General features: G+C 66.2%; 10 protein-coding genes. 5 read left to right on the top strand and 5 right to left on the bottom strand.

Going from position 1 to position 15,440, the window contains the following annotated elements:
• Positions 1-318 precede the first annotated feature (318 nt).
• Positions 319-978, bottom strand: coding sequence for an FxLYD domain-containing protein (locus tag QA609_RS12210; protein ID WP_278302886.1), 660 nt, complete (start codon positions 976-978; stop codon positions 319-321).
• Between the two features lie 312 nt (positions 979-1,290).
• Between QA609_RS12210 and QA609_RS12205 the strand changes: the two genes are divergently transcribed.
• Entirely contained in the window at positions 1,291-3,144 is a 1,854-nt protein-coding gene (locus tag QA609_RS12205) for a hypothetical protein (protein ID WP_278302885.1), read from the top strand.
• A gap of 181 nt (positions 3,145-3,325) precedes the next feature.
• Positions 3,326-4,429: a DUF4352 domain-containing protein gene (locus QA609_RS12200; protein ID WP_278302884.1), complete on the top strand. Its 1,104-nt coding sequence runs from the start codon at positions 3,326-3,328 to the stop codon at positions 4,427-4,429.
• Positions 4,430-4,473: 44 nt separating this feature from the next.
• On the opposite strand, the gene QA609_RS12195 is transcribed toward QA609_RS12200, so the two are convergent.
• Both QA609_RS12195 and QA609_RS12190 read right to left on the bottom strand, forming a co-directional pair.
• Positions 4,474-4,656, bottom strand: a complete 183-nt coding sequence (locus QA609_RS12195; RefSeq protein WP_278302883.1) for a hypothetical protein — start codon at positions 4,654-4,656, stop codon at positions 4,474-4,476.
• A gap of 241 nt (positions 4,657-4,897) precedes the next feature.
• Positions 4,898-7,858: a bacterio-opsin activator domain-containing protein gene (locus QA609_RS12190; protein ID WP_278302882.1), complete on the bottom strand. Its 2,961-nt coding sequence runs from the start codon at positions 7,856-7,858 to the stop codon at positions 4,898-4,900.
• A 453-nt stretch (positions 7,859-8,311) separates the two neighbouring features.
• Between QA609_RS12190 and QA609_RS12185 the strand changes: the two genes are divergently transcribed.
• The 3 genes from QA609_RS12185 (at position 8,312) to QA609_RS12175 (ending at position 13,955) form a co-directional block, all read left to right on the top strand.
• Entirely contained in the window at positions 8,312-8,782 is a 471-nt protein-coding gene (locus QA609_RS12185) for a hypothetical protein (RefSeq protein ID WP_278302881.1), read from the top strand.
• 748 nt (positions 8,783-9,530) lie between these two features.
• Positions 9,531-10,880, top strand: coding sequence for an AAA family ATPase (locus QA609_RS12180; RefSeq protein ID WP_278302880.1), 1,350 nt, complete (start codon positions 9,531-9,533; stop codon positions 10,878-10,880).
• Between the two features lie 660 nt (positions 10,881-11,540).
• A complete protein-coding gene (locus tag QA609_RS12175; protein WP_278302879.1) occupies positions 11,541-13,955 on the top strand; it encodes a S8 family peptidase in 2,415 nt (804 codons plus the stop codon).
• Between the two features lie 651 nt (positions 13,956-14,606).
• Here the strand turns inward: QA609_RS12175 and QA609_RS12170 are convergent.
• Positions 14,607-14,777, bottom strand: a complete 171-nt coding sequence (locus QA609_RS12170) for a hypothetical protein (protein WP_278302878.1) — start codon at positions 14,775-14,777, stop codon at positions 14,607-14,609.
• A 137-nt stretch (positions 14,778-14,914) separates the two neighbouring features.
• On the bottom strand, positions 14,915-15,337 hold the full coding sequence (locus QA609_RS12165) for a CopG family ribbon-helix-helix protein (protein WP_278302877.1): 423 nt from the start codon (positions 15,335-15,337) through the stop codon (positions 14,915-14,917).
• Positions 15,338-15,440: the final 103 nt, after the last annotated feature.

Below are 15,440 nucleotides of genomic sequence, written 5' to 3'. Positions count from 1 at the left end.
AGCGGAGGAGGTGCCGAACCAGATACTGTTACTAGCCCGTAATCCCCATCTACGAATCGTTTCCTGGACCAACTAGTCATATCGGCTCAGTTCGCAGTTCGGCTGATCAGTTGATTCGGAGCTCCTCTCTTGGAAGAAACGATGTTGGCTTGCTGCATGTCCTCTCTATATTCAGCAGGCGTCTCTTGACAGCTATCGGAGGAATCGATCGCTGCTACGTTACCTGCTTGACCTCTGTGTCACGCGTCGTCTCTCTGTGCAGCACTGGTTCGCAATGACAGAGAGTTCGGACCGATTTCCACAACCTTCGTTGCCGTCTCAGAACGCCGAACTCGTCACGATCACGTCGTGATCGACCACGTCGTCCGCCCGGTCGCGTCCGTTCCAGCGACCCTCGAACGAGCGCGACTCCCCGTCCGGGACGTCAGTCTCGTTCGTCCAGACGTCGCCCAGGACGACCCCGTCGTCGTCGGACAGCAGCGCGATCACGTCGACGTTCGGCTGTGCCTCGCCCGTTCCGTTCCCGAAGCGGCCCGTCACGACGACCTCCTCGCCCTCGAGGTCGACGTCGCTCTCGAGCACCTCGAGCCCGGAGGGGACGGGCAGGGGCTCGAGATCGGCCCGACCCTCGAGAACGTAGTCCGCGATCAGTTCCGGTTCTTCCCCGCTGTAGTACGCGCGCGCCCGCCAGCTCTGTCCCGGTCCGAGGGTGCCGAGGTGGGCGAGGTCGGTCTCGAGGCGCTCGTCGCGGGCGTCGATCCAGTCGACCTCGAGGGTGATCCAGCCCGCGGCGACGTCGCCGACGTTCTCGACGGTCGCCGCGAGGTAGGTCGCGTCGTCCGCGGCGACGAGCTCGTGGGAGACGACCTCGAGAACCGCCTCGGCGTCGTCCCGGTTCGCCGCCGTCGAGAGCGCGCCGCCCGAGAGCCCCGCTATTCCGAGCGCTACCGTCGTCCCGAGAAACTCGCGTCGGTTCATCGAGCGAATCGAAGGCGGAGCGCGGTCTTGAGCCGTGGGTGGGCGCCCACCGCTAACGGCGCGGAATCGGGTCGATCGTCGGCGAAACGGGATGGATCGCCGTCGGAGTCGCCGGGGACGGCCTCGACTCGTTACGGCCGTTCCGACGACCGGCCCGGAGGTCCCGTCGGTGTCGGAGCGAACCCATACGGCGTCGATCGGCCCGATCCTTCGTCGCCCTTCGTCGCCGGTTTTTGTAGCCGTTGCGCGGATGTTCGAGTAGCCTAGCGGCCGATCAGTCGGGATGGACAGCTAGGTACAGAGACCGCACAGATGAGTCGAAAAATCATAGTTATCACACTCGTCGGTCTTCTCGTATTAGCCGGTGCAGTCGGAGCGGGAGGCGTCCTCGGCGGCGACGCCAGCCCGGCCGCACTCAATGCGCAGGACACCGACCGATGTGATTCGAGCGAACACGACGACGAGGACAGTAGCTCCGTCGACGAGGTAGACGAGAGCGAGAGTGACAGTGAGAGCGAGTCCGATCGCTCCAGTAGCGATAGCAGCGAGAGCGATAGTACGCGGGACGTCTCCGAGCGTGACAGCGCGAGCGACAGCTCGAGCGACCGCGAGGTCAGCGAGAGCGACGAGAGCGATAGCGCGAGCGCGAGCGACAGCGACAGCGACAGCGAGGAGACGGAGTCCGAGCTGAACGACCGCGACGAACAGCTCGACAGCTCGAGCGAACGCGACGTCAGCGAGATCGACGAGAGCGACCGCGAGTCGAGCGAGAGCGAGACCGACGACGCCGACGTCGAGAACGTCCAGGACGACCGCGACAGCGAGCGCGACGCGAGCGACGCCTCCGACAGCGAGAGCGAGAGCGACAGCACGCACAGCGAACGCGAAAGCTCCAACAACGACAGCAGCCTCGACGAGACCGAGGTCACGGCGAGCGACAGCGACGAAAGCGAGAGCGAGAGTGACAGCGCGTCGAGCGAGAGCGAGCGCGACAGCTCCGACCGCGACGTCGACAACGACAGCCTCGACCGCGAGGAGAGCGAGCGCGACGCCAGCGACGAGAGCGACTCCGAGCGCGACGCCGCCTCGAGCTCCCTCGACCGCGAGGAGAGCGAGCGCGACGCCAGCGACAGCGAGTCCACGGAAATCGACTCCGAGAGTGACGAGAGCGACTCCGAGCTGACCGAGAGCGACGAGAGTGACCGCGAGGAAAGCGAGAGCGACTCCGAGCACGACGAGCGCGACCTCGTCGAGCGCAACGACTCCGACCGCGACAGCTTCGACGTCATCGACAGCGAGAGCGAGAGCGAGGAAAGCGAGTCCAGCTCGAGCGACCGCGCGGAGAGCACCAGTGACAGCACCTCGAGCGACAGCGAGTCGAGCGACGTCGCGAGCGACGAGAGCGAGCGCGAGGAGAGCGAGCTCGACGACCGCGAGAGCGCCAGCGAGAGCGACAGCGCCGCGAGCGACGAGAGCGAGCGCGACGTCAGTGAGTCCAGCGATCAGGGCTCCGAGAGCGAATCGGACGAGAGCGAGCGTGACGCCAGTGACAGCGAGTCCGAACGCGACAGCGCCGCGACCAGCAGCGACGAGAGCGACCGCAGCGTGAGCGAGACGGACAACGACAACGCCGAGAGCGAACTCGAGACGTCGGACAGCGACGCCGACCGCGACTCGAGCGAATCTGACGAGAGCGAGCGCAGCAGCTCCAGCCTCACCACCGAGCGCGACGGCAGCACCCACACCGTCGACAACGACACGAGTGAGAGCGACCGCAGCGAGAGCACCGAGTCCGAACTCGACACCGACAGCGAGAGCGACACCGGCGTCGACGAGATCGAACACTCCAGCTCCGACAGCGAGAGCAGCTCCGACAGCGAGAGCGAATCGAGCGCCAGCGACCGGACCGAAAGCGAGAGCGACGACTCGAGCGACTCCGAGAGCGAACTCGACGAGAGCGAGAGCGACGCCGACCGCGACGAGAGCGAGACGACCAGAAGCAGCAGCGACGTCGACAGCGACCGGGAGAGCTCCCAGTCGACGAGCGAGGAATCGAGCTCCTCCTCGGGCTCCGAAGAGGACTGTGACTCCTTTGGCTCGAGTCTCGACTCCTCGATGATGCCCGCGATGGCCACCGCAGCGCTTGCGGCTGCAGCGGCGAACTGACACCGTCCCGAAACGGACGCGAACCGACCACCCGTTTGCTTCTTTCTTCGGACCGACCACCCTATCAGCGGGCGCCCGGATCGGCGAGCAGGTTCGCCGCCGACGTCTCGGGTCGGCGAACCCCGATTCGACCCCATCTTTCACCGACCCTATAGGCTTCTCGCAGCCGTCCGTACGGCCAATGAAACGACGGACGTTCGTCGGCCTCGCCGGAGGAAGCCTCCTCGCGTTCGCGGGCTGTACGGGGACCCGCACGGAGACGAACTCGGGTGCCGACGGAAGCGACGGCTCGAGTCGGGTGACCGACTCGACGGCACCGACGAGCGAACGCGGCGGCTCGGAGTCGGACGACACGAGTGACGGCGACGATGACGACGGGGACGGTGACGACGAAACGGGCGGGCGGACGGCTTCGGTCGGCGAACTCGTCGAGGGCGAGGATCTGCAGTTCGTCGTCAGCGACGTCAGTCGGCGGCGCTCCTTCGAGGGACTCGTGGTAGACGACGAGGGCGACCGACCCCTTCTGGGAGACGACGATCGACGGCGGGCGAGCGCGGGCGAGGAGTTCCTCGTCGTCGAGTTCGCCCTCAAGAACGCGGGCGACGAGTTCGTCTCCACGGGCGACGCGTTCGAACCGGTGCTCGAGGACGCCCAAGAGCGGACGTACTCGCAGGCTCGGTCGGTGAGCGAGACCGCGCTCGCGGACGGCTCGCTCGCTCCCGGCGAGGTCGAACGCGGCGAGTTCGCCTACGAACTCCCGCGCGACCGGGCCGTCTCGTCGCTGGCGGTCGACACCGAGGCGGTCGAGCCGTTCGGTGCCGACGGCGTCGTCGTCGACCTTGAGGCCGAGGCCGACGAGGTCGCGACCCTCGAGCAGGAGCTCCGAGTTGCGATCGCCGAGTTCGGGGCCGGGATCGAACGCGACGGGCTCGAGATCAGCGTCGATCGGCTGGGGTCCGGAAACGACCTCGGCCCGTTCTTCGAGCCCGAGGCGGACCACGAGTACGTCGTCGTCGGCGTCACCGTGACCAACGATACCGGCGGGGATCGGGAGTTCGAGCTCGGCGACCGGACGCGACTCAAGGACGAAACCGGCTGGAGCTACCCGGCCGACCCCGACGCGCTGTCGTCGCTCGAGCGCTTCGACGAGACGGTCTCCCTCGCCGACGACGAGCAGTACGAGGGGGCGATGGCCTACCACCTCGAGCGCGACCGAGAGGAGCTCTACTGGCTGCTCGATCCCCCGGAGTGGGAGGGTGAGAAGGCGTTCTGGCGGCTCCGCTAGCCGGAACTCCTCGATCGAACCGCGACCGAAAAACTCTCGGCTCGCTACATCCGGGGACTGTGTCTGTTCATCTGCAGTCCGTCCGCGCCGTCGGACTCGTAGGTCGCCATCATCAGCCCGACGACCTCCGGGTTCGACGGCTCGTAGCCGAGCTGTTCCTCCATTCGGTGTTTGATCTCCTCGAATCGGTCGCTCTTCGATCCGTACAGTTTGATGTGTGATGTCATCGGTCTCTCCTTTCGCGTTCGATCGGTGGGTCGACTGACCGTCGAGCCGCCTCGGTCGGTGGCTCGGAACGGGGCGGTCGGGAGTGCCCGCTCGTCCGATCACCGAGTATCCGAACGCCCCGAATGGCAAAGAACGGGCGGCCTATGTAGTCGGACGTTCCCCAACCGACGCCCTTCGGTACCGTTGTCGGTCGCCGTTTTCCCACCCGCCGTCGGCATCCGTGATCACTCGGAGGGTCGGTTAGTCGTCGGCGAACAGCACCGTCAGGAGCTTCCGCTGTGCGGCGTGGAGGTGGTGGTTGAACGTCGGCTGGGCGATGTCCAGCAGCGCGGCGACCTCCGCGCCGCTGCTCTCGCGGGGTGTCTCGTAGTAGCCGCTCGCGTACGCGGTTCGCAACACCTCGTACTGTCTGTCCGTGAGCCGGCGCTCGACTTCCGCCAGGAACTCGAACCGCGTTCGGGAGCAGCGGTCGCCGTGACGGCGACGGACGAGCTTCGCGCCGGGAAACGATGCCGAAATCGCGTCGACGACCCGTCGGACGTCGGCATCGCCCGGCAGTTCGGCGACGACCGTCGAACCGTCCGGACCGCTCTCCATCGACCGGACGGCGGCGCCGTACTCGAGCAGTCGCGAGACGATACTGTCCCGGGTGAACAGACACGCGAACAGTCGCGTGTCGTCGCGCTCGGTAACGAACGAAGTCTCGGTTACCTCCGGTGCCCGACCCGCGAGTTCGAGAACGTGCTCGACCGACGTTCCCTCGGCGGTGAACAGTCCACGGATCGAGCCGTCGCTCCGAGCGATGACGCTCTCGAGTTCGAGCCGGGCGTCCGCCTCGGCGGCCCACCGAACGAAGGCGAGATCGGCGTCCCGGAGTTGGAACTCCAGCTCGACGACGTCGGTCGTCTCCAGCAGCGAGCGGGCGACCTCGAGGGCGTGAATCGCGTGGCCGAGGCGCTCGCCGATCGCCTCGAGCACGCGCCGTTCCTCGGCACCGAACGCGTCGTGGCGGTCGGCGTAGACCGTCAGTCCGCCGTACCGGAGCTCCGCGTACCCGATCGGCACGCTCAGAGCCGACCGATAGCCCCGTCTGGCTGCCTCGCGTCGCCACCGTTCCGGGCGGTCGCCGGCCAGGAGCCGCTCGCGGTGCTGCGGTCTCCCCGTTCGGACCGCAACACCGGTCGGCTCCTGTTCGTCCGCCGGAGCGGTCGTGTCGATCGAGACGCTGTTGAGGTAGCTTCGCTCGGCGCCGGCCCACGCCCGGGGTTCGATCGTCTCGCCGACGACATCGTACGCGCCGATCCAGGCGAACGCGATCCGCTCGTGGTCGATCAGTCGATCGCACGCCGCCGCTTCGAGCTCCGCGCGCGAGGCGGCGGTGGCGATCGTCCCGTCGATCCGGCGCTCGAGAGCGACACCAGCTCCGAACCGCTCGAGGCGTTTTGCCTGTGTGCCGATCGTCTCCTCGCGAGCCGCCAGCACCCGCTCGTCCTCGTGTCGCTCCAACGCGGCTCGTGCGATCGAAGTGGCGGTTACAAGCGGCTTGAGGACCTCGGCGGTGCCGTCGACCGCCGCGACGAGGACCCCGTGTTCCCCGAGCGGGAGGACGACTCCGTGAGCGAGTCCCGGCTCCGAGACCGCTCCGGTGGGCTCCGGCCCGACCTCGCGAACGAGCGTCCGCTCGCGGTCGACGAACGCTCGCCACGCCGGCCCTCCCTCGAGCGTCGACGCCGGCCACCCGTCGGCCTCGTCGAACGTTCCGGCTCGAGCGGCGCGCTCGAGTGCGTCCTCGCGCTTGTCGTACAGGTAGCCCGTCGCGGTCGAGACGCCGGGAATCCCGACGAGCGCGTCGACGGTTCGGCGAGTGACGTCGCGGGGCGACTCACCGCGACGAACCTCGGTCGGGAGCGCGACGACGGTCGTCCACGCCGCGTCCGCCCGGTCGCGCTCGAGGCGGGCGCCGAGCAGCGACGTTACTCCTCGGACGAACGCCATCTCAGCGGCCGAGAAGTCCCGACGAACCGCCGTGTAGACCCCGAGGAACCCCCACGGTCGGCCGTCGTCGGTCGTTCCGACGGGAGCCTCGAGACCGTCCTCGATCCCGTGTTCGCGCAACAGCGGGGACCGAGCGGAACGGTCGTCGGCACTCCGATCGAGAACGGTGACAGCACTGCCGGTTCGAAACGTTCGATCCGGGTGTGGTGCGGTCGTCGACCGATCGACGAGTCGGTCGACACCGTCCCGCCAGCCCACGCCGGCCCGGAGGACAACGGTGTCGGGACGGGATTCGAACAGTCCACAGTAGTCGGCGCCGAGCGCCTCCGCGGCCGCGGTCGGGACGCGCTCAAGGAACGCGTTCGAATCGGACTCCTCGCGGAGTTCCCCCGAGAGTTCCGCGAGCGCGCGCTGTCGACGTGCGTCCCGTTCGATCGGAACGCTCCCTCTGTCGGTTCCGCTGAGATCCAGCACGCTACACAGGTAGGTTTCCGAGTCGGTCGCCGTCACCGATCGCTGCACGGGTATCACGCGGCCGTCCGTCCGTACGCCGAGCGCGTCGTCGATCGTCGACCCCCGCCTATCGATGGCCTCGCGGACGGTCTCGATCGTCCGCGGACCCCGGTCGGCCGGGAACAGACCGGACCAGGTTTCGCCGAGCAGCGCGTCGGGTTCGTGGCCGTACAGGTCCGCGAACAGCTCGCTGACCTCGATCACGCGCAGTCGGTCGTCGAACAGGCAGCTCCCACCCGCCGCCGGGAGGGATCTCTCGTCGCCGTCGTCACTCGGTGCGATCCCGAGATCCTGTTCGTCGACCAGCGACTCGACGCGCGACGCGAGCCACCGTCCTTGCGTCGCACCCTCCTTTCGCAGGACGTCGGTCGCACCCGCCGCCCGGGCCCGATCGACGGTCGCCTCGTGCGTCGTCCGGACGAGCAACACGACCGGCAGGTCGGGACGGCGCTCACGGACGGTCTCGAGCAGTTCGACGCCGTCTCGCCCGGGAAGCTCGGCGTCGCTTACGAGACAGTCGAACTCGCCCTCGTCGAGTCGTCCGAGGGCATCACTGGCCTGCGTCGCCGTCGTCACGTCTATCGTCCCGCTCGTCTCGAGCGCGCTCGCCATCGTCGCAGCCGCCTCGCGATCCGGGTCGACGTAAAGCAACCGAACGGGACGACTCGACTGCGGACTCGTGTGCGGTACCATTGTTCATCTCAGTCGTGTAGCGCCGTCCTCAATCGAGGGCTCTCGAGGCGTCCGTCGGGGCCCCGAGAGCGGGGAGGCTCCCTGCAACCGATCGAGATCCGCGGACGCCGGCTCGGCTCAGAACCGTCCGAACCCTATCGGAACGGAGTCTGTACTAGCAGGACGTTTTACCGCCAGCCTCGAGAACGGACAGCCGTCGATCGTTGAACCGCGAGACCGACGTGGCTAGCCCGGTCGTCGCCGATTCGACGGACGGGACCGATCGCCGATCCCACCGAACCCGTGTAGATCGACGCTGACGGCCACTCGGCGGCCGCGTTGACCGTCGTCGCTGGCCGCGGGTCTACCGACGTACGTACCGTACTACTGGTCGATGGCGCCGCACGCGGGGGGCTACTCATTCAGTTACCCCGCTTTCCCGCCCTCGGCGCTACTACTGGCTAGAGCCCGACGATGACGACAGACCGCCACACCGACGCGAACCCGGCCGCCGGAGCGGACGAACTCCCGATCGCGATCGCCGAAGCGATTCGGGAGTTCACCGAGCGACGAGCCGACGCGCCGGGGGGCTCGGACCGGCTTCCGGTTCTCGCCGACCTCGCCGGCCAGCTACCCGATCTCGACGGGAGCGCGCTCCGTCTCGAGGGTGCCGTTCCGCTCTCGGAGCCCGCGTCCGGCGTCGTCGTCCTCTGTTCCGGCGACGCGCTCTCGACCCCCTCCCGAAGCGAGTCGGCGGTGCGCTCGCGATCGGCGTTCGCCGCATCCGCCCAGCGGCTCGTCTCCGGAGCGTGTCGGAACGGCGTTGACGTCCGCGGGAGCTGGTCGCTGCGAACCGAGGAGCCGTTCCCCGACTTCGAACTCGAGATCCTCGAGGTCGAGAAGCCGGTCCGGAGCGACGACTCGTCGTCGGCTGCCCGCGAGTGACTCACTCCCACGACTTCGGTCGTGGGCTTTCGCGCTGGTTCTCTGTAAAACAGCCAACGCAGGCAGGGAAACCAGTGTGATCTTCAGTCTACCTCGTGTTCCTCGTGAACTCCATTAGTAACTTCACTGACAACCATTAGTAACCCCAATGACAAATGGTCTAGATAGATAGGATGGATGTATGTATAAGATATACTAACGAAAGCACTAGCTACCATCTAGAGCAGGGCCCTTCCCACACACCATTGTCGAAATGAAATCCACTTTGGAAGGTGTAGAGGGGGGGTTCCCTCACACACCGTTGTCGAAATGAAATATTCCGGCTGAACACAGATGCAGCGGTTCACCGACGCTGGGGCCGAATACCTCGCCGCTGTGTGTCTCTCCCCGGAAATCATTTCGATTCTGGTGTCACCTTCGACTGGTTTCGGCCAGATACTGTCCCCTCGAACGGCGACGGAACGGCTACTCCCCCACCGTTTCTCCATTTCATTTCGACAACGGTGTGTGTGGGTCGACCCACGCATTTCACTTCGACTACGGCCCCTTCATTTCGACGACGGTTCGATTCCGACTTTTCATTTCGATCATGGTGCCTTCATCTCGACACTGACCCTCTCACTTCGATACCGGTCCGGGGACAGGTCATTTCGAAATCGGTGTCCTCATTTCGGAGACGCCCGTTTCAATTCGACTACGGCCCCTTCATTTCGAAATAGGTATTACGAACCAGCGTGCATCACGAACCGTGAATCACAATCCATCAGATACGTGCGACGGGAACGATGATGGATCAGATCCCGCTTCCGAGCCCTCTATTGTCGACGACATCCTCGACGGGGAGCAGAAGACGGTTTTCGAGAACAAACAACTCGTCGACTCGAATACGATCGTCGATCACAATCGAATCTACGGTCGAGACGAACAACTGGCGGCTGAGGCCCGCGCGTTTCGTGATACGCTCGACGGCGAACGACCCCCAGATCTCTTGCTTTACGGTCCGAGCGGCACCGGAAAGAGCCTCACTGTGAAAGCGGTCGCCGAGAAGGTCAAAGACCGCGCCGTGCAGAACAGTATCGAGTTCGACTTCGTCGCAGTCAACTTCAAAACGATGGAGTCACACTCGCTGGACCGCGCCGTCTGGAAGCTCGGCCACCAAACCGCGAAAAAAGCCGGAATCGCGTGGGACATTCCTCGAAAAGGCGTCTCTACCGACGCGAAGTACGTTCGACTGTACGAGATCGTCGATCGACACTTCGACGCGCTCGTGTTCGTACTCGACGAGATCGATACCCTCACCGGTCACGCCGGTGACGACGAACCTGCGTACTCCCGGTTGTTGTACAGTCTGAGCCGGGTTATGGCCGAACAACACGTCGATACGCTCGTCTCGACCGTCGTTATTACGAACCACCCAAAATTCCGTGAGAACCTGGATAGTCGGACCGACAGCTCGTACAACCCGACCGGTATCCACTTCTCCGACTACGATGCAAACGAACTCATCGAGATTCTCAACCGTCGACGTGATGCGTTCAAGGACGACGCCCTCGAGGAGGGCGTCATCGAACTCGTCGCTGCGTACGGAGCGAAAAACGAGGGCGATGCACGACGAGCGATCGACCTGCTCCGTGACGCGGGAGAGATCGCGAACAGGAGCGGAGAGACGGTCGTCACGGAGCAACACGTACACGCGGCCAACGACTCGGTCGTCAAAAACCGCGTGCTGGAGATCGTCGGCGGGATGTCCCTCCAGAAGAAGCTCTCGCTGTACGCCGCGGCCGTCGTCGCAGACGTAGGCGACGGGACGGCGCCGAGCCCGGCGGTCTATACGCTGTACCGAGAGATCTGCCAGCGTACCGACCGCGACGTCTACACGCAGGAGACGGTCAACAGCCACATCAACAAAGCGGGAACGTACGGCGTTCTCGAGAGCGAGCGAACGAGCGACGGTTTCAAGAGCGGCGTCCATCTCGTGTTCGCGTTCACCGAACCGGTCGACGCGGTTATCGAGACGCTCGAGGCTGACGACGTATTCGACGAGATCGAACTATCCACTGCTCGGTCGGTCGCGCGCCAGTCCCTCCGCGACACGTGATCTGCTCGGAGTCAACGTCCGGCGGAATCCGACTCTGACGAAACGGACGACGCTTCACTTACTCGTCCACGGTCAGCGAACCCTCCGACGACCCCGTACTCGCTTTGCTCGAGTGCGACCGACAACCTCCACCTCACGGCGCCACTCGAGCGAAAACGAACCGTTTCCGTTCGATAATCTCCGTGTTTCCGTCCGACAACCTCCGGTTGCTCGAGCGCGGGGCCGATAGTGATAGCCCCACCCTCGAGCCGGGGCTATCCAAACAGCTACCACCGCTTTGTGGGTCGCTCCAAATGCACCGAGTAGCGACGAATCGGGTCGGATGGCGAAGAAACGACGACGATCCCCCCGTACGAGCGGACCCGTCGGATCGACCGACTGTCCGTTCACCGGGAGCGATCGGCGGAGACCAGCGTCCATGAGACTATCGAACCAAGCGATGCGTCGGCTTCGCGACCGCCGAGCGACGGCGGCCTCCGGCGCTCGCGCCCCTCTCGCCGCGATCGCACCGACGCCGACGGCTTCGAGCGACGTAGCCCTGACCGCGGCCGTCTGTATCGCCGCGGTTCCGGGGCGTCTCGGGACCCGCTCCGTTTCCACCCCACTCCACACTGAACGATGATCCCCACCAACTTCTCGCGTCGAGACGTTCTCAGAACGATGGCAAGCACCCCGGTCGCCGGCTCCGGTATCGGAGCGGCCGCGGGAGACGACTCCGACGACGACTGCCACCGGTACGTCGTCGGGACGTCGCCGGACGCCTCGACCAGATCGATCTCGAGCGACGCCGTCGCGGTCCACCGAACGCTCTCGTTCGGTTCGGTCGGCGGCGCGACGGTCTGTACGTGTACCGACGACGTGGCTGCCGAGTACGAGACGCGAAGCGACGTGCGGTACGTCGTTCCCGACTACCGCCGTCGCGCGATCGGTCCCGCCGCCGTCTCGACCGACCGAGCGAGCGCCACGCTCGAGCCTAACCCAGGGGACGACCAGGTCGTCCCCTGGGGGATCGAACGGCTCGGCGTCGACTCGCTGCCGGCGAAGACCGACTCGAGTCGCGAGGCGACCATTGCCGTCCTGGACACCGGGATCGACCCGGATCACGAGAGCCTCGAGGTCGACGACGGCGCCTCGTTCGTCGACTGCGAGGACGGCTGCGACGACGACTGGGAGGACGACGGCACCCACGGCACCCACATCGCCGGGACGGCGGCGGCCGCGGACAACGACGTCGGCGTCGTCGGGGTCACGCCCGACGCCGAACTGTGCGCCGTCAAGGTGCTCGACGGCGACGGCGGGGGGCGCGACTCCGAGATCGCTGCGGCCATCGAGTGGTGTGCCGACGAGGGACTCGAGGTCCTCACGCTGAGTCTGGGCGGCCCCGAACCGGGACCGATCCTCGAGGACGCGATCGAGTACGCCTACGAGAACGGGACCCTCGTCTTCGCGGCCGCCGGCAACGCCGGGCCCGACGAGGGCACCGTCGACTACCCCGCCGCGTACGACGCCTGCATCGCCGTCGGAGCGACCGACTCGCGCGACGAGATCGCTGACTTTTCCGCCCGTGGAGAGGGTCTCGAGCTGGTCGCCCCCGGCGTCGATGTCGTATCGACGGCTCCGGGCGACGACTACGAGACGATGGACGGGACGTCGATGGCCGTGCCCCACGTCGCGGGGCTCGCGGCGAGACTGCTCGAGGCCGGCGTCCCCCACGTCGAGGATACGGCGGATCCGGACGACCCGGGCGGGGTCCGCGGCATCCTCCGGGAGACCGCCGAGGACCTAGGCCTCGACGAGACCGAACAGGGGTACGGACTGGTCGACGCCGAGAGCGCGGCCGAGGCGATCGAGGCCGTCGCCACGGAGGGAGCGACGGCGGTACGGGCGTCGAGGGCGACGCTCACCGGTGTGGTCCGGTCGCTCGAGGACGACGGGAGCGCCGAGGGGTTCTTCGAGTGGCGACCGGCGGACGGAGACGACTGGTCCGAGACCGATTCGCAGGCCGTCGCCGAGGACGAGACGTTCGACACGACTGTCGAAGAACTCGAGCCCGAGACCGAGTACGAGTTCCGGGCCGTCGTCGAGTCGGGTTCCGAGACCGAAACCGGAGAGACCACGGCGTTTACCACCGGTGCAGACTCGCTGGCGGTCGAAACCGACGACGCAAGCCCCGTCGATCACGGCTCGCTGCACTGCGTCGGCTCCCTCGAGGGGGTCGCCGACGCCGACGCCGTCGAGGCGGGGTTCCAGTGGCGGGTGGCCGACGGCGACGACGACTCCTGGACGGACACCGAGGGGACCGAACGGGCCGGCATCGGCGAGTTCGAGGAGGAGTTGTCGGGGCTCGAGCCCGAGACCGCCTACGAGGTTCGCGCCGTCGTGGCGGGCGACGACGAGACCGCGACGGGCGACACCGTCTCCGTCGAGACCGATCCCGAGCCCGGCGTCCCCGAACTCGAGGCGTTCGAGGTGTCGGACAACAGCTCGCAGAACTCGGTCGGCGCGTCGGTCCGGTGGACGGTTACCGACCGAGACGGCGACCTGGCGGAGATCACCTCCGAGCTCCGATACGTCGACGACGGGGAGGTGCTCCACAGCGCGACCTCGGAGCTCGAGGGCGGCGAGGAGAGCGGAACGCACACGCTCAGAAACACCGATCGGATCGAGGGTGCCGGCGAGGAGTACGAGATCACGATCAGGGCGACCGATGGCGAGGACAACGCGGTCGACGCGAGCGAGCAGGTCACGCTCGACGAGCGGTCCCCGGCGCCCTCGATCGACTCCTTCGAGATCGAGGCGACGGACTTCCTCGGGACGCCCGCTGCGGACGTCGAGTGGGCCGTCTCGGACGAGGGCGGCGAGCTCTGGGATCTCGAACTCGAGTTGCGCCTCGCGGACGACGAGGAGGTACTCGACGACGCGAGTTCGATGGCCAGAGGAGAGGAAGACGCTGGAGACCACCGGCTCACCGGGACCGACGACGGTGCGGGCCGAGAGCACGAGGTCACGATCACGGTCACCGACTACTTCGAGCAGACCACGACCGAGACCAAGCGGGTGACGCTCGACGTGTGAGGCGCTGGCGGAGACGGTACCGTACTGGACGGCTCCGATCGACTTCAACCGACATCCGTCGGTTCGGGCGATCGAACGGCGTCGGTGGGGGGTAAAACGGTTGGAGCGAGTAGGTGATGGAAATGAGCCGACTCGGGGACGCGATCACGAGTGCGGACGAGGGGACGGCCGAAACCCGGTGCCAACCGGACTGCTCGAGTGCCGACTCCCGTTCTCGTCGACTCCGATCTCGGGAGGTGGTTCAGTGTGAGCGCTGACGGTCGATCCGAAACCGGGAGCCGCCGAGTCAGCGACGCAGGCCTCGGTACGTCGGTTCGATCCCGCAGATCCGCGACCGACGCGACGGACGCTCTCCTGGGGCCGAATCGAGGGTGCGAGCGAGCCGCCGACGGGTTCGAGGAAGCTCGGCGGACGCTGCCCTCGCTGTCGGGAACGACTCGAGAGTCGGCCCACGGTTCGGGACGACGACGAGCTGAGCGCTCGGCTCCTCCTCGAGGGGTACTGCCGAAGCTGTACGTACTACGCCGAGAGCGGGGCGGTCGCGTTCGCGATGAACGAAGTACGGCTCTGAGTCCGTCCGATACGCCACGGTACCGAAGGACGTGCGGGGACCAGCCGTCCCGTCGAAGCCGGCGTCCGATGGCCGAATCGTCACTCGACCTCGCCGAGCGAAAGCGCGTACGTCGAACTGATCCAGGCCTCGGAGCGGTTCTCGTCGTAGATAACGGTCTCGTCGTCCTGGGTGTGGTAGGTTCCGATCGCGGAAGAGGGGCCGGGAAGCTCCGGATCGGCGTCGGCGGATGGGGGGTTGGACGTTGACATAGACTCGATTCCTCGGTTTCCTACATGAACCCACGCCCCAGTGGGGAAAGAAACCGGAGCCGAAACACCTCTTCGTCGGCGACCGAGCCACGTTGACCGCTCGCGCTCGCCGAATCCGTGATTCTCCCGGTCCGACCTCACCCGTCGGTCGACCGATCGCGTCCGTTCAGCGGGACGAGCGAGTAGTCGACGCGTTCGACGTCCTCGATCGCCCGCAGTTTCTCGACGAACGAGGAAATCGCGTCGACCTCGGCCTCGAGTACGAACAGATCGAGACAGCAGTCGGCGACGTGGCTGTGGTCGTTCGCCGCAACCGCGTCGTCGAACTCGTGGCGAAGTTCAGCAACGCGGCGCTCGATACTCGGCGTCCCGAAATCGTAGCGCACGGCGACGGTTCCCGCGAGGGGTCCTTCCTCGAATCGGTCGTCCTCGAACGCCTCGAGTAACGACCGCGTGCTCTCCCGGACGACCTCGCTTCGACCCGAGTACTCGTGGGCCGACGCGTGGGCGTCGAGTCGCTCGAGCAGCTCCTCGGGCATCGAGACGCTGACGACTGGCATATACTAACTCCAAAGTGTGAATTAATAGATTTTGTTATTCAGAGTTGGGTCAGGATATAATAACTAACATTAACAAGACAGCAGGACGAATTCACAATCTGTC

Source organism: Natronococcus sp. A-GB7, from assembly GCF_029688865.1.
GTDB lineage: Archaea > Halobacteriota > Halobacteria > Halobacteriales > Natrialbaceae > Natronococcus.
This window is presented reverse-complemented; position numbering and strand designations above follow the sequence as displayed.